General features: G+C 75.0%; 19 protein-coding genes. 10 read left to right on the top strand and 9 right to left on the bottom strand.

Features of this window, described 5'->3' with window-relative positions:
* Positions 1-175: 175 nt before the first annotated feature.
* The 3 genes from ACWF41_RS06105 to ACWF41_RS06095 are packed head-to-tail and all read right to left on the bottom strand — an operon-like array spanning position 176 to position 3,476.
* On the bottom strand, positions 176-1,075 hold the full coding sequence (locus ACWF41_RS06105; protein ID WP_380322000.1) for a sugar phosphate isomerase/epimerase family protein: 900 nt from the start codon (positions 1,073-1,075) through the stop codon (positions 176-178).
* Positions 1,072-2,283, bottom strand: coding sequence for a dihydrodipicolinate synthase family protein (locus ACWF41_RS06100; RefSeq protein ID WP_380322051.1), 1,212 nt, complete (start codon positions 2,281-2,283; stop codon positions 1,072-1,074). The genes ACWF41_RS06105 and ACWF41_RS06100 overlap by 4 nt, the downstream gene beginning before the upstream one ends.
* 56 nt (positions 2,284-2,339) lie before the next feature.
* Complete coding sequence (locus ACWF41_RS06095) at positions 2,340-3,476, bottom strand: Gfo/Idh/MocA family protein (RefSeq protein WP_380322054.1); 1,137 nt, start codon at positions 3,474-3,476, stop codon at positions 2,340-2,342.
* Between the two features lie 179 nt (positions 3,477-3,655).
* On the opposite strand from ACWF41_RS06095, the gene ACWF41_RS06090 reads away from it, so the two are divergent.
* Positions 3,656-4,672, top strand: a complete 1,017-nt coding sequence (locus ACWF41_RS06090; RefSeq protein WP_380322003.1) for a LacI family DNA-binding transcriptional regulator — start codon at positions 3,656-3,658, stop codon at positions 4,670-4,672.
* Positions 4,673-4,738: 66 nt separating this feature from the next.
* Positions 4,739-6,196, top strand: coding sequence for a serine hydrolase domain-containing protein (locus ACWF41_RS06085; protein WP_380322006.1), 1,458 nt, complete (start codon positions 4,739-4,741; stop codon positions 6,194-6,196).
* A gap of 30 nt (positions 6,197-6,226) precedes the next feature.
* On the opposite strand, the gene ACWF41_RS06080 is transcribed toward ACWF41_RS06085, so the two are convergent.
* On the bottom strand, positions 6,227-7,447 hold the full coding sequence (locus ACWF41_RS06080; RefSeq protein WP_380322009.1) for a glycosyltransferase: 1,221 nt from the start codon (positions 7,445-7,447) through the stop codon (positions 6,227-6,229).
* A gap of 117 nt (positions 7,448-7,564) precedes the next feature.
* Between ACWF41_RS06080 and ACWF41_RS06075 the strand changes: the two genes are divergently transcribed.
* Both ACWF41_RS06075 and ACWF41_RS06070 read left to right on the top strand, forming a co-directional pair.
* Complete coding sequence (locus ACWF41_RS06075) at positions 7,565-8,158, top strand: DUF1697 domain-containing protein (RefSeq protein WP_380322012.1); 594 nt, start codon at positions 7,565-7,567, stop codon at positions 8,156-8,158.
* Between the two features lie 134 nt (positions 8,159-8,292).
* On the top strand, positions 8,293-8,547 hold the full coding sequence (locus ACWF41_RS06070) for a hypothetical protein (RefSeq protein WP_380322015.1): 255 nt from the start codon (positions 8,293-8,295) through the stop codon (positions 8,545-8,547).
* Positions 8,548-8,564: 17 nt separating this feature from the next.
* Here the strand turns inward: ACWF41_RS06070 and ACWF41_RS06065 are convergent, their stop codons facing one another.
* Both ACWF41_RS06065 and ACWF41_RS06060 read right to left on the bottom strand, forming a co-directional pair.
* Positions 8,565-8,939 carry a VOC family protein gene (locus ACWF41_RS06065; protein ID WP_380322018.1) on the bottom strand — a complete coding sequence of 125 codons (375 nt, stop codon included), beginning with the start codon at positions 8,937-8,939 and terminating at the stop codon, positions 8,565-8,567.
* A gap of 41 nt (positions 8,940-8,980) precedes the next feature.
* Positions 8,981-9,643: a uridine kinase family protein gene (locus ACWF41_RS06060; protein WP_380322021.1), complete on the bottom strand. Its 663-nt coding sequence runs from the start codon at positions 9,641-9,643 to the stop codon at positions 8,981-8,983.
* 189 nt (positions 9,644-9,832) lie between these two features.
* On the opposite strand from ACWF41_RS06060, the gene ACWF41_RS06055 reads away from it, so the two are divergent.
* The 3 genes from ACWF41_RS06055 to ACWF41_RS06045 all read left to right on the top strand — a co-directional run bounded on the left by ACWF41_RS06055 (position 9,833) and on the right by ACWF41_RS06045 (position 12,924).
* Positions 9,833-10,990: an endo-1,4-beta-xylanase gene (locus ACWF41_RS06055; protein WP_380322024.1), complete on the top strand. Its 1,158-nt coding sequence runs from the start codon at positions 9,833-9,835 to the stop codon at positions 10,988-10,990.
* Between the two features lie 246 nt (positions 10,991-11,236).
* Positions 11,237-11,845 (top strand): RNA polymerase sigma factor, encoded by a 609-nt coding sequence (locus ACWF41_RS06050; protein ID WP_380322027.1) that lies wholly within the window; start codon positions 11,237-11,239, stop codon positions 11,843-11,845.
* Positions 11,845-12,924, top strand: a complete 1,080-nt coding sequence (locus ACWF41_RS06045; RefSeq protein ID WP_380322030.1) for a CU044_5270 family protein — start codon at positions 11,845-11,847, stop codon at positions 12,922-12,924. Before ACWF41_RS06050 ends, ACWF41_RS06045 begins: the two co-directional genes overlap by 1 nt.
* A gap of 17 nt (positions 12,925-12,941) precedes the next feature.
* Here ACWF41_RS06045 and ACWF41_RS06040 read toward each other — a convergent pair whose 3' ends face one another.
* The 3 genes from ACWF41_RS06040 to ACWF41_RS06030 are packed head-to-tail and all read right to left on the bottom strand — an operon-like array spanning position 12,942 to position 16,089.
* Positions 12,942-13,733 carry a LutC/YkgG family protein gene (locus ACWF41_RS06040; RefSeq protein WP_380322033.1) on the bottom strand — a complete coding sequence of 264 codons (792 nt, stop codon included), beginning with the start codon at positions 13,731-13,733 and terminating at the stop codon, positions 12,942-12,944.
* Complete coding sequence (locus ACWF41_RS06035) at positions 13,730-15,277, bottom strand: LutB/LldF family L-lactate oxidation iron-sulfur protein (RefSeq protein WP_380322036.1); 1,548 nt, start codon at positions 15,275-15,277, stop codon at positions 13,730-13,732. The genes ACWF41_RS06040 and ACWF41_RS06035 overlap by 4 nt, the downstream gene beginning before the upstream one ends.
* Entirely contained in the window at positions 15,274-16,089 is an 816-nt protein-coding gene (locus ACWF41_RS06030; RefSeq protein ID WP_380322039.1) for a (Fe-S)-binding protein, read from the bottom strand. The genes ACWF41_RS06035 and ACWF41_RS06030 overlap by 4 nt, the downstream gene beginning before the upstream one ends.
* Before the next feature lie 171 nt (positions 16,090-16,260).
* Between ACWF41_RS06030 and ACWF41_RS06025 the strand changes: the two genes are divergently transcribed.
* The 3 genes from ACWF41_RS06025 (at position 16,261) to ACWF41_RS06015 (ending at position 18,929) form a co-directional block, all read left to right on the top strand.
* Positions 16,261-16,965: a FadR/GntR family transcriptional regulator gene (locus ACWF41_RS06025; protein ID WP_380322042.1), complete on the top strand. Its 705-nt coding sequence runs from the start codon at positions 16,261-16,263 to the stop codon at positions 16,963-16,965.
* Positions 16,966-17,076: 111 nt separating this feature from the next.
* Positions 17,077-17,874, top strand: coding sequence for a SprT-like domain-containing protein (locus ACWF41_RS06020; protein ID WP_380322045.1), 798 nt, complete (start codon positions 17,077-17,079; stop codon positions 17,872-17,874).
* Between the two features lie 8 nt (positions 17,875-17,882).
* Positions 17,883-18,929 carry a beta-ketoacyl-ACP synthase III gene (locus ACWF41_RS06015; protein WP_380322048.1) on the top strand — a complete coding sequence of 349 codons (1,047 nt, stop codon included), beginning with the start codon at positions 17,883-17,885 and terminating at the stop codon, positions 18,927-18,929.
* The last annotated feature ends 125 nt before the right edge of the window (positions 18,930-19,054 follow it).

Raw genomic sequence — 19,054 nt, 5'->3', positions numbered from 1 at the left:
TTGGTTCTGTGCGGTTGGTGGGTGTGGGTGGGGAGGGTGCTGGGTGTTTTGTTCTTTTTTCTCTTCATGGGGGGTGGGCCCCCCCCCCCCCCCCCCCCCCACCACCCACGCTAGGGAGCGCCCGCTGCTCGCGCTTCTCCGATCCTGACCGGTCGCGTCCGGACCGGTCGTGCCGTCACAGGTGCGGCAGCACGTGCGCCGCGTACCGCTCGGCGACGGTGCGGGCGGTGGCGCGGTGGTCGTCGGCCCAGATCTCCTCGTTGAAGATCTCGGTCTCGACGTCCCCGGTGTAGCCGGCCTCCGCGACCCAGCGGGAGATCGTCGGAAAGTCGACGTACCCGTCGCCCACGTGCCCGCGGGAGTTGAGCGGGTCGGCGGCCAGCGGCAGGTTCCAGTCGCACACCTGGTAACCGGCGATGCGGCTCTCGGCCCCGGCCCGCGCGATCGACTCGCGCAGCTGCGGGTCCCACCACACGTGGTAGGTGTCGACGACCACGCCCACGGTCTCGGGGGCGAACGGCGCGGCGAGGTCGAGCGCCTGCCCGAGCGTGGAGATCACCGCGCGGTCGGCGGCGAACATCGGGTGGAGCGCCTCGAGCACGATCCGCACGTCGTGCTCGGCCGCGAACGGCGCGAGCTCGGCGACCCGGTCGGCCACGCGGTTCCGGGCGGCGACGACGTCCCGGTCGCCCGGCCCGGCGTCGGTGCGGGGGCCACGGCCGGGCGCGCTCACGGCGGGCAGGCCGCCCACGACGAAGACCAGCTCGCGGGTGCCGACGCCCGCGGTCTCCTCGATGGCGCGCTTGTTGTCGTCGAGCGCGGCCGCGATCCCGGCCTCGTCGGCGGCGGTGAGGAAGCCGCCCCGGCACAGCGAGGAGACCCGGAGTCCCGCGTCGGCGACGATCCGGGCCGCCTTGTCGGCGCCGTGCTCCTGCACCTGGTGGCGCCACAGCCCGACCGCACCCATCCCGGCGGCCGCCGCGGCGTCGACGGCCTCGGCGAGGGTGGCGTGCTTGACGGTGGCGGTGTTGAGGGAGCAGCGGCCGAGGTCTGCTCCGTCCGGCGTGGCGGTCATGCGGTCACCCCGTTCGTGACGAGCAGCGCGTCCAGGCGCCGGGCGGCGAGCGCCGGGTCGAGCAGCATGCCGCAGCCGTCGGCCAGGCGCGCGAGCTCCACCAGGTGCGCCAGCGACCGGCCCGACTGCAGCCCGCCCACGAGCTGGAAGCCCGGCTGGAAGCCGTTCAGCCAGGACAGGAACGCCACGCCCGTCTTGTAGTAGAAGGTCGGCGCCGCGAAGATGTGCCGCCCCAGCCTCTCGGTCGAGGCGAGGATCGCGTGCCCGCGGGCCGCGCCGTCCGGGTCTCCCGCGGCGCCGGCGTCGAACGCCTGCAGCGCGGTGGACGCCGCCGGGTAGATGGCGGCGAAGATGCCGAGCAGGGCGTCGGAGTGGCCCTGCTCGTCGCCCGCGATCAGCTCGGGGTAGTTGAAGTCGTCGCCGGTGTAGAGGCGCACGGGCGAGCCGTCGAGGGCGGCCAGCGCGCGGCGCAGCCCGACCTCGTGCTGCGCGTCGAGCAGCGACACCTTGACGCCGTCGACCCTGTCCTGGTGGGCCCGGATGAGGTCGAGGAACGTCCGGGTCGCGGACTCGACGTCGTCGGACCCCCAGTACCCGGCCAGGGCCGGGTCGAACATCGTGCCCAGCCAGTGCAGCACGACGGGCCGGTCGGCCTCCGCGAGGACGGCGTCGTAGACGCGCGCGTAGTCCTCGGGGGAGCGGGCCACCTTCGCCAGCGCGCGCGAGGCCATGACGATGACCTGCGCGCCGGCGTCCTGCACCACGTGCACCTGCTCGCGGTAGGCGTCGACCACCTGGGCGAGGCCGGCCTCCCCGGGCTCGAGGGTCGCCGGGTCGAGCTGGTCCGTGCCCGCGCCGCACGCGATGCGCGCGCCGACGGCCGCGGCCTCGGCGGACGACCGGCGCACCAGCTCCTGCGTCGCGGCCCAGTCCAGGCCCATGCCGCGCTGCGCGGTGTCCATGGCGTCGGCGACGCCGAGGCCGTGCTCCCAGATGCGGTGCCGGTAGGCGAGCGTCGCGTCCCAGTCGACGACGGCGGGCGCGCCCGGCACGTTCTCCGCGCCGACCTGCGGCACGACGTGGGCCGCCGCGAACGCGAGGCGCGAGGTGATCGGCCCGGCGGGCTTCGTCCACGGGCCCGGGGCGTGCAGCTCGCGCACCTCCGTGCCGGTGGCGCGGCCCGCGGCGTCGAACCGGGGGAGGCGCACGGTGACGCCGCTGGGCGTCAGCTCCGGGGCGAGGGCGGTGTTCACGGACGTCGTCGTCACAGCGCGATCTCCGGGACGTCGAGGCGGCGGCCCTCGGCCGACGACAGCAGCCCGAGCTCTGCGAGCTGCACGCCGCGCGCGGCGGACAGCAGGTCGAACCGGTGCGGGCGGCCGGCGACGACGTCGCGCAGGAACTCCTCCCACTGCAGCTTGAAGCCGTTGTCGAGGTCGGCGTTCGCGGGCACCTCGAGCCACTGGTCGCGGAACGGCTCGGTGACGGGCAGGTCGGGGTTCCACACGGGCTTGGGGGTGTGCGCGCGCTGCTGGGCCACGCACTTGCGCAGCCCGGCGACGGCCGAGCCGTGCGTGCCGTCCACCTGGAACTCGACGAGCTCGTCGCGGTACACGCGCACGGCCCAGGAGGAGTTGATCTGCGCCACGACCGGGTCGCCGTCCGGCGTCTCGACCTCGAAGATGCCGTACGCGGCGTCGTCGGCGGTGGCGGCGTACTCCTTGCCCTGCTCGTCCCAGCGGGTGGGGATGTGCGTGGTGGTCTGCGCGTTGACGGTCTTGACGGCGCCGAGGATGCCCTCCAGGACGTAGTTCCAGTGGCAGAACATGTCCGTGGTCATGCCGCCGCCGTCCTCCTTGCGGTAGTTCCACGACGGCCGCTGCGCGGCCTGGTGGTCGCCCTCGAACACCCAGTAGCCGAACTCGCCGCGCAGCGACAGGATGCGCCCGAAGAAGCCCTCGTCGACGAGGCGGCGCAGCTTGACCAGGCCCGGCAGGTACAGCTTGTCGTGCACGACGCCGGCGGTGACGCCGGTCTCCTCGCGCAGGCGGGCGAGGTCGACGGCCTCGGCGAGCGTCTCCGCGGTGGGCTTCTCGGTGTAGACGTGCTTGCCGGCCTGCATCGCCTTGGTGAGGGTCTTGGCGCGCAGCGAGGTCATGGAGGCGTCGAACACGATGTCCGTGGCGGGGTCGGCGATGATCCCGTCGAGGTCGGTCGTGTACTCGTCCACGCCGTGCAGCGCGGCCAGCTCGGCGAGCCTGGACTCGTTGCGGCCCACCAGCACGGGCTCCACCTGGACGCGCGAGCCGTCGGCCAGCTCGACGCCGCCCTGCTCGCGGATCGGCAGGATCGAGCGCACGAGGTGCTGGCGGTAGCCCATGCGGCCCGTCACGCCGTTCATCGCGATGCGCAGGGTGCGCGTGGGTGTGCTCACTCAGGACTCCTTCGTCGTCGGCGCGCGGCGCCGGGTGGTGCACGGACCCTATGCCGGGACGGCAGAGGAATGCGCTTTCCCGATCACGGTAAGGTGTGTCCGGCGAGCGCGTCAAGGCGGACGCCCGGACAGGCCAGGAGGAGCACGTGGGACGAGCGAGGCTGCAGGACGTCGCGGACCGCGCGGGGGTCTCCCTCGCCACGGCGTCGCGGGTGCTCAACGGGTCGGCGCGGCAGCCCGGCGCGGAGCTGGTCGCCCGCGTCCAGGCGGCGGCCTCCGAGCTGGGATACGTCGTGAACGCCCAGGCCCAGGCCCTGGCGCGGGCGCGGTCGGGTCTGCTGGGGCTCGTCGTCCAGGACATCTCCGACCCCTACTTCTCCTCGATCGCCGCCGGCGCGCAGAACGCCGCCCGCGACCGCGGGCGCCTCGTGCTGCTCGCCTCGACGGGCCGCGACCCCGAGGCCGAGCGCGAGGCCGTCGCCGCGTTCGCCGCACACCGCGTGGACGCCGTCGTCGTCGCCGGCACGCGCTGGACGCCCGACGAGGACGCCGCCCTGGCCGCCGAGCTCGACGCGTTCGTCGCCGCCGGAGGTCGCTCCGTCATCGTGGGCCAGCCCGTGGGCGACGGGTCGGTCGTGCGCCCGCCGAACGCCGCCGGGGCCCGCGCGCTCGCGGAGGCGCTGCTCGCCCAGGGTCAGCGGCGCTTCGTGGTGCTCGGCGGCCCGGCCCGGGTTGTGACGTCGCGCGAGCGTACCGACGCCTTCACCGCGGCCGCGCGTGCCGGGGGCGGCACCGTGGCCGAGGTGCTCACCGCCGAGTTCTCCCGCGACGGCGGCTACGCGGCCGGCGACGATCTCGCCGAGCTGGTGCGCGCCGAGCCTGCCGGCAGCGACCCGCTGTGCGTCTTCGCCGTCACCGACGTCATGGCTATCGGCCTCATCGCGCGCCTGCGCGAGCTCGGCGTCGAGGTGCCGCGCGACGTGCGCGTCGCCGGGTTCGACGACGTCCCCACGCTGCGCGACCACGTGCCCGCCCTGTCCACCGTGCGCATCCCGCTGGAGGAGATGGGTGGCCTCGCCGTCCGGGCCGCCGTCGACGACGCCGTGGGCGGCGCCGTCACCGACGTCGACTTCGAGGTGCAGCTGCGCGACTCGACGCGCTGACGGCGGGAGCACCCGGGGCGCGCGGCCCCGCGAAATTCCGTGGCGCGGCGTCGGTACGGTGCCCGCATGCACCCCGGACCGTCCCTGCTGCCGCGCTCGACCCCGTCGGCGGAGGGCGTGTCCGCCCGCGCCGTGCTCGACCTGCTCGACCGGCTCGAGGCCGACGGCGTCGAGTGCCACTCGCTCATGGTGGTGCGCCACGGCCGCGTCGTCGCCGAGGGGTGGTGGGCGCCGTACACGGCGGACCGCCCGCACCTGCTGTACTCGCTGACCAAGTCGTTCACCGCCGTCGCCGTCGGGCTGGCCGTCGCCGACGGGCTGCTCTCCCTCGACGACCGCGTGGTCGACGTGCTGCCGGAGAGCGCGCCCGCCGACGGCCCCGCGGACGTCCTCGCGCAGGGGCGGCGCCTCACCGTCCACCACCTGCTGTCGATGACCAGCGGCCACCGCACCGACAGCCTCACGGAGGCGTGGGAGCTCGAGCCGGGGGACCTGACGAAGGGCTTCCTGCGCGTGCCGTTCGCCGCCCCCGAGGGCACGGTGCACGGCTACGACAACGCCACCACCTACGTCCTCGCCCGCATGGTGGAGCGGGTCACCGGGTGCGGCCTCCCCGAGCTCCTCGACGAGCGGGTCTTCGTCCCGATGGGCGTCCACCACGCGGAGTGGGACCGGGTGGCGAGCGGAGCGTCCTTCGGCTTCCACGGCCTGCACCTGACGACCGAGGCGGTGGCCGCCTTCGGGGAGCTGCTGCGCCGCGGCGGCCGATGGGGCGACCGGCAGCTCGTGCCGCGCGCGTGGGTCGAGACCGCCACGGCGTGGCACGCGCCCACGGAGCAGGTCGAGGGCTGGTCGCAGAACCCTGACGTGCTGTGCGGGTACGGGTACCAGTTCTGGAGGTCGCGGCACGGGTTCCGGGGGGAGGGGTCGTTCGGACAGAGCTGCGTCGTCGTGCCGTCGCTCGACCTCGTGGTCGCGGTGACGGCTGCGCTGAGCGCGGGTGGAGAGACGCTGCTCGGCCCGCTGTGGGAGTGCCTCCTGCCTGGGCTCGACGCCGACCCGGACGGCGGCGGGGACCCGGCCGCCGACGCGGCCCTCGCCGAGCGGCTGCGAGGGCTCGCGCTGCCGCCCGTAACGGGGACGGTCGGTGGTCGCGAAGCCGTCACGGCGAGCGTCGACGCGTCCGCCGAGGGCTCCGCGCTGCCGGACGGGACGGTCGTGGCCGTCGAGCCCCGCGACGGCGGCTGGCTCCTGCGCCTCGGGCCGGGCCTCGACGTCGAGGTGGGCCACGAGGGATGGCGGGAGAGCGCACCGCTCGGGCGGCCGGTCGTCGCGCGCGGCGCCTGGCGGGGGCGGACGTTCGTCGCCGACGTCGTGGTGATCACGACGCCGCACCGCGTGCGCGTGGAGGTCGACGCCCACGGCGGTACCGCCGTCGCGACGTGGAACCTCGTGCCCCTGACGGGCCCCGACCTGGCCCTGCACGTGACCGCGCCCCTGATGACGCGGCCCGACGTGGCGTAGCCCGCGCGACGTCGGTCGCGGCGCCGCGGCTCAGCCGCGCGCCAGCGTCAGGCCCAGCCCGCGGTGGGCCCGCTCGACCGTGGCGGCGTACGCGGACAGCATGCGCACGTGGCTGAACCGGGGCCGCGCGGCGACCAGCGCGCCGGAGAGGGCGTCGCGGCGGGCGGCGGCCTCGAGCCAGGCGGCCGCGACCTCCGCCGGGTCGAAGCCGGTCACCAGGCCGATGCCGTCCACGATCCGCGCGCTGTCGCCCACGGGCGTCGTCACGGGGACCGCGCCGCACATCGCGCCCTCGATGAGGCACAGCGGGGCGGCCTCGCCGAACGCGGACGTGAGTGCCACGACGTCCGACGCGGCGAGCACCCGCTCCATGTCGTGCCGCACGCCCAGCAGGTGCACGCGCGCGAGCAGATCGGGCCGGTCGGCGAAGGCCAGCACGAGGTCGGCGCCCAGGTCCGGGTTCGCGGGGCTCATCCCCGCCCCGCACAGCACCACGTGCGCGTCCGTGTCGCGGCCGAGCAGCTCGCGGGCCGCGGCCAGGAACAGGCCCGGGTTCTTCATCGCGTCGTAGCGGGCGGCGTACGTGACGACCACACCGTCGGCGGGGAGCCGGTGCGCCCCGCGCAGGGCCAGGCGCCGCGCCGGCGGCACGGGGCGGAAGCGCGTGAGGTCGACGCCGTTCGGGATGACGCGCAGCAGGTGCGCGGGCACGCCCGCGGCCTCGTAGGCGGCGCGGGTGGACTCCGCGCAGCACACGACCGCGGCGAGCCGCCCGTCGTCGGCCGCGCGCAGCAGGTGCCCGAGCCCCGAGCCCTGGTTCTGCGGGTCGGACCGGTGCAGGCACGCGACCACCGGCCGGTCCGGCAGCACGTCGGGCCGGGAGAGCAGCCGCAGCGGCTGCTCCTTCAGCGACAGCACGACGTCGGTGGCGCCGAGCGCGCGGGCGAGCACCTCGGCCTCCGCGTCGGTGACGACCTCCGGGTCGTGCGGCACGTCCGCGGACCGGCCGAGCGACGTCACGCGCACGCCCGCTGCCGTGAGCTGCCGGTAGCGGGGGTCGTCGACCATCCGCTGCCGCGCGGCCTCACGCCGCACGTCGTCGTGGATGCTCAGCACGGCGTGCCGCTGGCGGCCTTGGCCGTGCAGGCCGGCCACCACCGACGAGTGCAGCACGCGCGCGCCGCCGCTGAAGAACCCCTCGTAGAGCGAGAGGACTCGAAGAGCCCCCCGATCGACCGTCTGCACAGCCATCCGGACCACCTCCTGCGCCCAGCGTGAGCGCCGATCATGTGGTGCGGATGACCGCCGTGTGACGTTCGCATGACACTTTCCAGGCCCGATGTCGGGGGCCGGTGGCACCGTGGACGGATGGTCAGCGAGCCGCGCCGGTCCGCAGGGGCGCCCGCCGTGCCCACGTCCGTCGCGCTGCTGCGCGGGATCAACGTGGGCGGCCGCCACGCCGTCGCCATGACGGACCTCGCCGCGTGCCTCGCGGACGCCGGCCTCGGCGCCGTGCGGACCGTGCAGCAGAGCGGCAACGTGCTGATGGCGGCGGGCCCGGCGAGCGGTCCCGACCTGGAGTGCGCGATCGAGGCGGCGCTCGCGGACCGGTACGGCTTCGCCGTCCCGACGTTGGTCCGCTCGCGGGACGAGCTGAGTGCCACCGTCGCCGCCGCGCCGCCGGACCACGGCTCCGACGCGCTGCGCAGCGACGTCTTCTTCCTCAAGGCGCCGCTCACCGCGCACGAGGTGCTTGACGCGATGCCCGAGCTGCGCGACGGTGTCGACGCCGTCGCGCCCGGCCCGGCGGCGATCTACTTCTCCCGCGTCGCGGCCGAGGCCCGGCGTACCCGCATCCAGCGGCTCATGGGCATGCCCGTGTTCCGGCAGATGACCGTGCGCTCCTGGCGCACCACCACCCGCCTCCTGGAGCTGTTCGACGAGCCGCTGCCCGGCGCGTAGCCCCGGTCGCCCGACGCGCCGACCGGGTGCGTCCGGGTGCTCGCGCGAGGCGGCTTCCCTCCGTGCCCGGTGCTCCCTAGGATCGCGGCCGCGGCACGACGACGTGCACGGGGTCGACGGGAAGCAGGACGGCGATGACGAACGAAGCCGGCGGTGGGCGCGAGGTCCTCGACAGGGAGGCGCGTGGGTCGGGCGACGGCGTGACGCCGGCCTTCGCCGCGGCGCTGGCGATCAGCGCGCTCGCGGTGCTCTACCTCGTGCCGCTCGCCCTGGTGGGTGCAGCCGCGACCGGGCTCGCCGGGTGGAGCCGCCCGTGGGTCGTCGCGGCGTCCGTCGTCGTCTTCGCGTGGGCGCTGCTCCGCTGGGCGTCCCTCGGGTTCGTCGCCTGACGCTCCCGCGACGGGCGTCAGTCGAGGCAGAACTCGTTGCCCTCGACGTCTTGCATGGTGATGCAGGACTCCTCCTCGCCGTCCGCGAGCTGCGTCCACAGGTGGACGGCGCCCAGCGGCTCGAGGCGAGCCTGCTCGGCGCGCAGGGCGGCGAGGCGCTCGTCGCCGACGAGCCCGGTGCCGACGCGTACGTCCAGGTGCACGCGGTTCTTCACGACCTTTCCCTCGGGCACCTTCTGGAAGAACAACCGCGGACCCTCGCCGGTGGGGTCCTGCGCGACGCAGTCCACGCCGTCGGGCATGACGTACCCGAGCACCTCGCACCAGAAGCGAGCGACGCGCGCCGGGTCCGCGCAGTCGAAGGTCACCTGGAACTTTCGCACCGTTGCCATGCGCCCACCGTAGGGGCGCCACCGCACCGCGTGCAGCGAGCTCAGGCCGCGAGCAGGGCGCGGATGTCCCGCTCGGCCTGCGCGGGCGCCACGGGCCGGCAGCCCAGCCCCACCCAGCGGCGCACGAGGGCGGGCTCCGCGCGCATGAGGCCCCAGCCGCGCCGTACCAGGGTGGGCAGCGGCTTGCGGGACTCGGCGACGTCGCGCAGGAAGCGGAACCAGAACGTCACGACGCGCGGGCGGGCGAGGCAGATCGCGTCGGCGAGGATGCCCTCGCGCCGGCACGCGGCGACCAGCTCGGCCGCGAAGATCCCCTCGGCGACGACGACGCGCGCGTCGCCCGCCTCGAGCACCGTGCCGCCGGTGCGGCGCGACGTCGGGATGTCGTAGACGGGCACCTCGGCGCGGCCCGTGCGGACGACCTCGCGGAGCGCGTCGAGCGCGGCCTCGGAGTCCCAGCTGCGCGGGTCGTCCCAGTCGACGATGCCGTACCGCATCGGCATCCCCGGGTGGTCGACGTCGCGGTAGAAGTCGTCGAGGTTGACCACCGGCAGGCCGAGCCGGCGCGTGAGGGCCGTCTTGCCCGACCCCGACGGCCCGGTGAGCAGCACGATCCGCCGGGCGGGCCGGCGCGCGCCCGGCGGCACCTCGAAGAGGGCGTCGGACTCGGCCGGTTCGTCCGTCGGCGGCGCGCTGTCGGTCACGGGCACCCATTCTGCGGCCTCCGGCGAGCGGCGACGACCGGCCGGGCGGCGGGCGCCGCCGGCCGGGGGAGCGCGGAGGATCGCGAGGCCATTGCGAAAACGTTATCGACATCGTTATATTCGGCGCGTTCGGACCACCTCGACGGTCTCGCCCGAGACGTCGACGACCCGACCCGGAGAGGAACAACGATGTCCCATTCCCCCCAGCTGAAGCGCGCCGCCGCCGTCGCGGCGTCCGCCGTCACGGTCCTCGCACTGGCCGTCCCGATGGCCCAGGCCCGGCCGCCGGAGCCGACGCTGCGCTCCGAGAGCCCGCACGATCTCGAGATCGGCAGCGCCGTGTGGGGCAAGAACGAGCTGCTCGGCTACGACCGCAAGAACCCGAACGCGTTCCAGAAGATCCTCGGGGACGAGTTCGGCTCGCTCACCCCCGAGAACGACATGAAGTGGGCCGAGCTCCACCCCGAGCCGGGCGTCTACGACTTCTCCGGCGCGGACGCCGTCGTGGCGTTCGCCAAGGCCAACGGCCAGGAGGTCCGCGGGCACACGCTGCTGTGGCACAGCCAGAACCCGGAGTGGGTGACGGAGGCCGCCGCCACCTGGACCTGCGACGAGGCGCGCGACGTCCTCGAGGACCACGTGCGCACCGTCGTCGGCCGCTACGCCGGCGAGATCTACGAGTGGGACGTGATCAACGAGGTCATGCAGGACGACTGGGACGCCGGCGGCGTGCGACTGCGCACCGAGGCCAACCCGTTCCTCAAGGCCTGCGCGGACGACCCGGTCGGCCTCATCGGCGACGTGTTCCGCTGGGCCCACGAGGCCGACCCCGACGCGCTGCTCTTCATGAACGACTACAACGCGGAGGGCATCAACGCCAAGACCGACGCCTACTACGCGCTGGCCAAGGAGCTCCTCGCGGACGGCGCGCCGCTGCAGGGCTTCGGCGCCCAGAGCCACCTGAGCCTCCAGTACGGCTTCGACGACTCGATGCAGGCGAACTTCCAGCGGTTCGCCGACCTTGGGCTGAAGGTGGCCGTCACCGAGGCCGACGTCCGGATGCCGCTCGGCGACGACGGCGAGCCGACCGCCGAGCAGATCGCCACCCAGGCCGACCGGTACGACCGGCTGCTGCAGGCGTGCCTCGGTGTGTCCGCCTGCACGAGCTTCACGGTCTGGGGCTTCGACGACGAGCGGTCGTGGGTGCCGGGGGTCTTCCCGGAGGGGTACGCCACGATCATGACCGGCGACTTCGAGAAGAAGCCGGCGTACTTCGCGCTGCGTGACGGCCTCGCCGACGCCACCCCGGGCACGTCGCCGCGCACGTCGCCGGGGCTGAACCGGTAGCGATCACGCGCTGACGACGACGGCGTCCGGACCCCGGTGGGCCCGGGCGCCGTCGTCGTGCTCAGGTCGTCGTGCTCTGGGAGCGTCGACGAGCAGATGCGCAGGGTCCGCGGGCCGTGCACGCCCTCCTGGACGCGAGCCCGTCGTCGGGCGTCTCCCTTCCGCCGTGAACTCTTCGCGGCGCGAGGGGAGATACCAGGGGACAGCGACGGAGTGCAGCGACGAGGAGGCGGAGATGGTCCGGACGTGCGACACGAGACCCGGGACGACATGACGGCGGTCGCGCGCCGAGAGCCCGCCTCCGGCGATGCCGCCATCATCTCGGCGTCGATCGAGGAACCCGAGCATTTCGCGGCGCTCTACGGGCGGTACTCCGCCCAGCTCTACCGCTACGCGTACCGACGGGTGGGTGCCGAGCACGCCGAGGACGTCGTGGCGGACACGTTCGTCGCCGCGTTCCGGCGCCGGGACTCCTACGACCTCTCCCGGATCGACGCCCGACCGTGGCTGTTCGGGATCGCGACCAAGGAGATCGCCCGCTGGCACCGCGCCGAGGCGGCGCGGTACCGCGCGTTCGCGAGGTCGGGGGTCGCGCCCGCCGACGACGACCTGGCGGACGGCGTCGCGGCGGCGGTCAGCGCCCGGGCTGCGGGGCCGGCGCTCACGGAGGCGCTCGCGTCGTTGGCGGCCCGCGACCGGGACGTGCTCCTGCTCGCCGCCTGGGGCGACCTCACCTACGAGCAGATCGCACGGACGCTCGAGATCAAGATCGGCACGGTGCGCTCGCGCCTGCACCGTGCCCGGCGCGTGCTGCGCGCGCGGCTGCGCGCCCAGGGTTGGACGGAGGAGAGCTGATGGACGAGATGACGATGCTCCGGCAGGCGGGCACCCTGCTCGACCCGCCGACGGCCGGGCCGCCCCTCGCGTTGCGGCGGCGGATCGTGGACGAGCTGGGAGCGGGATTTGTGGCAGCGCCCGAGCCGATGGAGCCGATTCCGGCGCTCCACGTGGTCCGCTCGGGCGACGCGGTCGGGTCGGGTGGGGACCGACCCGGTGGGCGCCGCTCCGCGGGCTCCGGGCCGGGTCGTCGCCGCGGCGGGCGCCGCGTCGTGCTCGCCGCCGGGATCGCCGCCGTCGCGGCCGGGACTCTCGCCGTGGTCCCGACCGTCGGCGACCGGCCGGCGGCGAGCGCGGAGGCCGTGGAGCTGCTGCGGTCGGCGGCCGACCGTGCCGCGGAGGAACCGGCATGGGACCCGCGCGGCGACCAGTTCGTGTACACGAGGGGCGTCCAGCGCGCCATGCACGAGGGTGAGGGGCCCGACGGCGACTACGCGGTCGCCATGGTGACCCAGACCCGGGAGGCCTGGAAGTCCGTCGACGCCCAGCACCCGGGCCTGGTCACGGGGGTGACAGAGCCCGGTCAGGACCCGTGGGACCCCGACGGTGGTCCGTGGGAGTCGCCTCTCGAACCCTGCGACGGGACCTGGGACGCCTGTGGCGACATCCCTGCGTTCCCGACGGGCATGCCGACCGACGGGGACGCGGGGGCGATGCTCGCGTTCCTGCGAGCCACCGTCGACCCCCCCGAGGAGCCGGCAGGCCTCCCGGCCGACCGCCCCGACCAGGCGGTGTTCGACGAGGTCGTCCGGCTGCTGGAGAACGGTGGGATGCCGCCGGAGATCGAGGCCGGGCTCCTCGGCGCCGTCGCGCAGATCCCCGGGGTGACCACGACGGGAGGGCTGACGGACGTCGTGGGGCGCAGCGGGGTGGGGGTCGGCCTGACGACCGCCCGGGGTGCTCGGACCGACATCGTCATCGACCCGGACACGGACGAGGTCCTCGGGACCAGAACGACGCTGGACGCGGACTCGGAGCCCACCGGCTGGGCCCTGCTCGAGTCGGGGCTGGTCGACGCCGTGGGCGACACGCCCTGACGCGCGGCTGGTCGTCGTCAGCCGGCGGCGACCAGCAGCACGTGCAGGGTCCGCGGGCCGTGCACGCCCTCCACGCGGTCCAGCTCGATGTCCGACGTCGCGCTGGGGCCCGAGATCCACGTGAGCGGCCGCTCGGGGTGCACGCCGAGCAGCCGCACGGCCTCGGGCACCGTCTGCACCACCTGGTCGGCCCGCACCACGCACAGGTGCACGTCGGGCACCAGCGAGATCGCGCGCCGCCCCTGGTCCGGCTCGCCGTCGAGCACGATCGTGCCCGTCTCCGAGATCGCCACCCGGGCGGCGGTGACGACGGCGGCCACGGTGTCCAGGTCCGTCGCGGCCAGCGGGCGCTCCCGCGAGTCGCGCACGACCTCCACGCCCGCCGGCAGCGCCGCGAGCCACGCGTCGTCCAGCCCGTCGGGCGCCACCACCCGCACCGACCTGTCAGGACCAGGGCCATCAGAACCTGCTCCTGGCCCTGACAACTCCGGAGCCGTGGAGTTGTCAGGGCCACGACCACGGGAACCTTCGTGTGGCCCTGACAGGTCGGCGACGAGGGTGGCGACGGCGGCGGGCAGGGCGTCGGCGGTGACGTCGTGCACGTGGGCCTTGTAGTCCACGAGCCGGTCGACCAGCTGCTCCAGCACCTCGGGCGAGCCGACGGCGTGCTCCCCGGCGGCGCGGTAGGCCCGCGGCACGGGCTCGGGGCGCGGTGGCGTGCCGACCTTGCCCGACGGCGTCGTGCCTGAGCCGGCCTGTCCCAGCGCCGCGCGCACGCGCGCCAGGACCTCGGTGCGTGCCTCGCTCATCGGGTGCCCTCCTCGTTCTCGTGCTCCGCCTTCCACCACTGCCGGAACGTCTGCCGGGGCGGGGCGGGCAGGTCGTGCGACCGGGTCCACGCGGTGGCCGGCGGAGGCGCCACCGAGATCGCGTGGTCGCGGCCGCCGAGGCCGCTGCCCAGCGTCGCGGCGCGACCGGCGACGGCGAACCGGTCGCCGTCGGCCATCACCCACGACGCGGCCTTCATGGCCGTGCGCCACGGGTCGACGGCGCGCGCCGAGCGGTCGGCGTCGACCTCGCGGGCGCGCAGGTCGACGAGGATCGACGGGATGTCGATCTTCACCGGGCACACCTCGTAGCACGCGCCGCACAGCGACGACGCGTACGGCAGGGAGGCGTTCGGGTCGTGGTGCCCGGACACGCCGCCGGTCGACGCCGTGAGCTGCGGCGTGAGTATCGCGCCGATCGGACCGGGGTACACGGAGCCGTAGGCGTGGCCGCCCACCCGCTCGTAGACGGGGCACACGTTGAGGCACGCGGAGCAGCGGATGCAGTGCAGCGCGGAGCGCCCTACCTCGTCGGCGAGCACGTCGGTGCGGCCGTTGTCGAGCAGCACCAGGTGGAACTCCTGCGGCCCGTCACCGGGCGTGACCCCCGTCCACAGCGACGTGTACGGGTTCATGCGCTCGCCCGTCGACGAGCGGGGGAGCAGCTGCAGGAACACCTCGAGGTCGTCGAAGGTGGGCACCAGCTTCTCGATCCCCATCACCGTCACCAGCGTCTCGGGCAGCGTGAGGCACATGCGGCCGTTGCCCTCCGACTCGACGACGGCGAGCGTGCCCGTGTCCGCGACGGCGAAGTTGGCGCCGCTCACCGCCACCTTGGCGGACAGGAACTTGCGGCGCAGGTGCGCGCGGGCCGCCATCGCGAGCTCGCGCGGCACGTCCGAGAGGTCGGGCGGGGCGTCGCCCATGCGGGCGAGGAAGATGTCGCGGATCTCCGACCGGTTGCGGTGGATCGCGGGGACCAGGATGTGCGAGGGCATGTCGTCGGCGAGCTGCACGATGAGCTCGGCCAGGTCCGTCTCGATGGCGGCGACGCCCTGGTCGGCCAGCGCCTCGTTCAGCCCGATCTCCTGGGTGGCCATCGACTTGACCTTGACCACCTCGTCGGCGCCCTTGGCCTTCGCGATGCCGGCGACGATCCGGTTCGCCTCCACCGCGTCGCGCGCCCAGTGCACGATGCCGCCGCGCGCGACGACGTTCTCCTCGAGCTGCTGGAGCAGGTCCGGGAGGTGCGCCATGACCTGCTGCTTCACGGCCGAGCCGGCGTCGCGCAGCGGCTCCCAGTCGGGCACCTCGCCGACGACGGCGGCCCGCTTGGTGCGGATCACCTGCGTGGCGTGGCCGAGGTTGCGGCGCAGCTGGTCGTTCGCGAGCGTCTGCTTCGCCGCGGCGGGGAAGTCCTGGCCCCAGCGCAGCGGCTCCTGCGGGTGGGGGACGGGGCCGAACGGCTCGTCCGCCTCGGTGGGGCGGCGTCGCGGCCGGGGCAGGCCGAGGAACGTCTCGCTCATCGCGCGGCCCCCGTCCGCTCGTCGCGCCCTGGGCGGGTGAACGTCGCCTCGGGCAGGGGCGTGAGCTCCTCGCGCGTCGAGGCGAGCACCTCGGCCAGGTGCAGCGCCCGGACGCCGGTGCCCTGCCGGGACAGGCCGCCGCCGATGTGCATGAGGCAGGACATGTCGCCGGCGGTGAGCACCTCGGCGCCCGTGCCGCGCACGTGCGCCGTCTTGTCCGCGAGCATCGCCGCCGACGTGTCCGCGTTCTTCAGCGCGAACGTGCCGCCGAACCCGCAGCACGTGTCCGCCGCGGGCAGCTCCACGAGGTCGATCCCCGCCACGGCCCGCAGCAGCCGCAGCGGCTTGTCGCCCACGTGCAGCATGCGCAGCGAGTGGCAGGTGGGGTGGTAGGTGACGCGGTGCGGGAACCAGGCGCCGACGTCGGTGACGCCGAGGACGTCGACCAACAGCTCCGACAGCTCGTACGTCTTCGCCGAGACCGCCTCCGCGGTCGTCGCGAGGTCGTCGAGGCCGGCGCGGCGGCAGACCATCGCCTGCTGGTGGCGCACGGACCCTGTGCACGACCCGGACGGGATGACGACGGCGTCCCACTCGCCGTCCGCCACCGGCGCGAACGTCTCCACGTGGTTGCGGATCACCGGGACCGCCTCGCGGAAGTAGCCGGTGTTGACGTGCATCTGCCCGCAGCACGCCTGGCCGGTAGGGAACACGACCTCGTGGCCGAGCCGCTCCAGCAGGCGCGCGGTGGCGCGCGGGGCCCCGGGGAACAGGGTGTCGGCGAGACAGGTGGCGGCGAGGGCGATGCGCATGCGACTCCTCGGAACTCCTTCGGCGCCGCTGCGATGCGGCGGTCGGTCCAGCAACGGCCTGCATGGTCAGCATGGCCCGGGCGGTGCGGCGCCGCACGGGAGCGCGGCGTCGAGCGGCCACTCTAGCGGATGTGGTCTGACCACCGGGCCCGATGTCGTTACGCTGAGCCCGTGCGCACCCACGAACGAGTCCTCGCCTACCTCGAGGAAGGCATCGCCGCCGGCCGCTGGGGCCTCGGCGAGCGGCTGCCCGGCGAGCGGGCGCTCGCGGAGGACCTTGGCGTCTCCCGGCCGTCGGTGCGCGAGGCGATCCGCGTCCTCGACGCGCTCGGCATCGTCCGGCCCGGGGTCGGCTCCGGCCCGAACGCCGGCGCCGTCGTCATCGACCGCCCCGCCGCCGGCCTGGGCGCGGCCGTCCGCCTCCACGTCGCCACCGGCACGCTGCCGGTGCGGGACGTCGTCGCCACGCGGGTCCTGCTCGAGTCGTGGGCCGTGGCGCAGGCCGCGGAACGCGCGGCCGACCACGCGCCCGGCGCCGCCGCCCACCTGGAGGAGGCGCGCCGGCTCCTGGCGCGGATGGAGGACGACGACGTCCCTGCCGCCGAGTTCCTCGAGCTCGACCAGGCGTTCCACCTGGAGTTCGTGCGCCTCGCCGGCAACGTGCTCGTCGAGGCCGTGATGTCGGGCCTGCGTGGCGCGATCGGCGGCTACGTCGCGGTCGGCATCGAGCGGCTGCCGTCCTGGCCGCGCACCGCCGGCCGGCTGCGCGCCGAGCACCGGGCCGTGCTCGACGCCGTCGCGGCAGGCGACGGCGCGGCCGCCTCCGCCGCGGTGGCGGCGCACATCGAGGGCTTCTCCCGGGAAGCCGGCGTCTGACGCGAGACTGCTCGCCGGACCCCGCGCGCACACCTCGCGTCGCGCGCAGGCGCCCTCGGGCCTGTGGATCGCCGGCGACGGGTGTCCGCGGGGGCCGTTAGCGTCCTGCCGGTGGCCGCGCGCGCGGCCGGGCGCGAGCGGCACGACGGGCGGGGGCGAGGCATGGAGCGGGGGGACGTGGCGCGCCTGGCGCGCGGGCTGATGGCGGAGCACGGCCTGTCCGGCTGGGCGTTCCGGTTCGACCGGGCGCGGCGACGCGCCGGGATGTGCCGGCACGACGCCCGCGAGATCAGCCTGTCGGGCCCGCTGACCGCCCTGTACGACGAGGCCGACGTGCGCGAGGTGGTGCTGCACGAGATCGCGCACGCGCTGGCCGGTGCGCGGCACGGGCACGACGCCGTCTGGCGTGCCACGGCGCGGCGGATCGGCTCCACCGGACGCCGCCTGGTGCGCGAGGGGAGCCCCGAGGTCGAGGGCGACTGGGTGGGGCGCTGCCCCGCCGGGCACCGCGTGACGCGCTTCCGGCGGCCGCAGCGACCGCAGGCGTGCGGCCGCTGCTCGCCCGTCTTCGACCGGCGGTTCCTCCTGTCGTGGACGTACCGCGGGCGGCCGGTGCCCGAGCTCGGCGGGCCTTCGGCGGCGGGCCGCGACGGGGCGCTCCCGCCGGGGCCCCGCGCCTCGTCGGGGCGCCGGGTCGACCCGGCGACGGTGCTGCCGGGGGAGCCGCTGCGCGTGGTGGCCCCGGGCCGGTACGACGGCGTGGTCGGCGCGCTCGTCAAGCGCGGCCGGACGCGGTACCACCTCCAGGTGGGGCGGGTCGTGCTCACGGTGCCCTTCGGGCTGGTCGAGCGGGCCGGCCCGTCCGTCGTCCGACACGGGGGTGAGGCAGCGCCCGACGCGGTGGGATGATCGCTCCCATGAGTGAGTCCACCGCACCCGCCCTGACGCTGCCGACGGGCGCCGCAGGATCCCGCATCGTCGGTCTCGGCCACCACCAGCCCGAGAAGGTCATGACCAACGACGACATCGCGCAGCTCGTCGAGACCAACGACGAGTGGATCCGCTCGCGCACCGGCATCGTCACCCGGCACGTCGCGGCCGACGACGTCACCGTCGCGGACATGGCCACCGCCGCCGCCCGGCACGCGCTCGAGGACGCGGGCGTCGCCGGCACCGACGTCGACCTGGTGATCGTCGCCACCGCCACCGCGGTGGACCGTTCGCCGAACACCGCGGGCCGCGTCGCCTACGCCCTGCGCACGGGCGTGCAGCCCGGCGCCAGCACGCCCGAGGGCGAGGACGAGCCCGACCTGCGCAACGTCGTCGGCCCCGCCGTCATCGACGTCAACACCGCCTGCTCCGGGTTCGCCTACGCCGTCGGGCTCGCCGACCAGGCCATCCGCGCCGGGTCCGCGCGCACCGCCGTCGTCGTCGGTGCGGAGAAGCTCACCTCCGTCACCGACTGGGCCGACCGCAGCACCTGCATCCTCACGGCCGACGGTGCGGGCGCCGTGGTGCTGCAGGCCGCGGACGTCCCCGCCGTCGGGCCCGTCGTGTGGGGCTCCGAGCCCGAGCTCACGCCCGCCGTGCGCATCGAGATGCCCACCGAGAAGTTCGCCCAGGACGGCCGGGCCGTCTTCAAGTGGGCCATCACCCGCGCCGCCGACCGTGCCCGCCGGGTCGTCGAGGCCTCCGGCCTGACGCTCGACGACATCGGCGTGCTGGTGGCGCACCAGGCCAACCTGCGCATCATCGAGCCGCTGGCCAAGGCGCTCGGCCTCGAGGACCGCGTGGTCGTCACGGACATCACCGAGTCCGGCAACACGTCCGCCGCGTCCATCCCCCTCGGCCTGTCCAAGTGGTGGCACGCGGGCAAGATCCCGGCCGGCACGCCCGCCCTGCTCTTCGGCTTCGGCGGCGGCTTCACGTGGGCCGGCCAGGTCGTCATCACGCCGTCGAAGTAGTCGGGCTCCCGCCGAGGTAGTCCCGTTCTCCCCGAGGTCGTGCGAGACCTGCCGAGGTAGTTCCGTTCGTGGGAGGGGTGGGGGGGAGGCCAATGGATTAGCCCCAGCAACAACACCCCAGCGGG

This window comes from Isoptericola sp. NPDC055063, from assembly GCF_053608125.1.
The sequence above is the reverse complement of the archived record's forward strand: the minus strand, read 5'-3'. Positions and strand labels throughout refer to the sequence as shown.